This window comes from Actinoplanes sp. NBRC 103695 (genome assembly GCF_030269485.1).
Classification (GTDB): domain Bacteria; phylum Actinomycetota; class Actinomycetes; order Mycobacteriales; family Micromonosporaceae; genus Actinoplanes.
Genome location: NZ_BSTL01000117.1, coordinates 1 through 782 on the forward strand (window position 1 = coordinate 1; position 782 = coordinate 782).

A 782-nucleotide genomic window follows, 5' to 3' on the forward strand; every position below is an offset into this window, starting at 1 on the left:
TCTCAGAGGACGTCTGATTCACGTACTTTGCGTGTTATGTGGGTTTAGCCGTATCGCCAGGTTGGGGTGGTTTCGGCGGTGAGGCGTTTGGCGGTGTTGTCGATCATGGCGATCTGGATCATGGTGGCGGAGACGGTGGGACGGGTTTCGTAGTCGCGGGCCAGGCGGCGGTGTTGCATGAGCCAGCCGATGGTGCGTTCGACGACCCATCGCCGTTTGACGACGCTGAAGCCTTTGAGCTGGGGGTCCTTGGTGACGATCTCGACGTCGACGCCGAGTTCGGCGCCGTGCTCGACGACGGTGGTCTTGAATCCGGCGTCGACCCAGGCCTTGGTCAGGGTGGGATAGGTGCGGGTGGCGTGGTCGAGCAGGTGGGTGCCGATGGTGTTGTCGCTGACGGACGCGGCGGTGACGATCACGGCGAGCAGTAGTCCGAGGGTGTCGGTGATGATGCCGCGTTTGCGGCCGACGATTTTCTTGCCGGCGTCGATGCCTTGGGTGGCGGCGGGGACGTTGGTGGAGGTTTTCACGCTCTGGGTGTCCATGATGGAGGCCGATGGTGCGGGGGTGCGGCCGGATTTGTTACGTACTAAGCCGTTGAGGTGGTAGTTGAGTTCGGTGAAGATGCCGTCGGTGGTCCAGGTGGTGAAGTACCAGTAGACGGATTGCCAGGGCGGCAGGTCGTGGGGCAGGTGGCGCCAGGCGATGCCGGTGCGGTTGACGTAGAGGATGGCGTTGAAGATCTCGCGCATGTCGTGGGTGGCGACGCGGCCTTTGACGCC

The 782-nt window shown here is 63.2% G+C and carries 1 protein-coding gene; it reads right to left on the reverse strand.

The window, feature by feature from the left end:
- Positions 1 to 44 precede the first annotated feature (44 nt).
- A partial coding sequence (locus QSK31_RS48510; RefSeq protein WP_285691995.1) for an IS5 family transposase occupies positions 45 to 782 on the reverse strand: 738 nt, incomplete at its 5' end.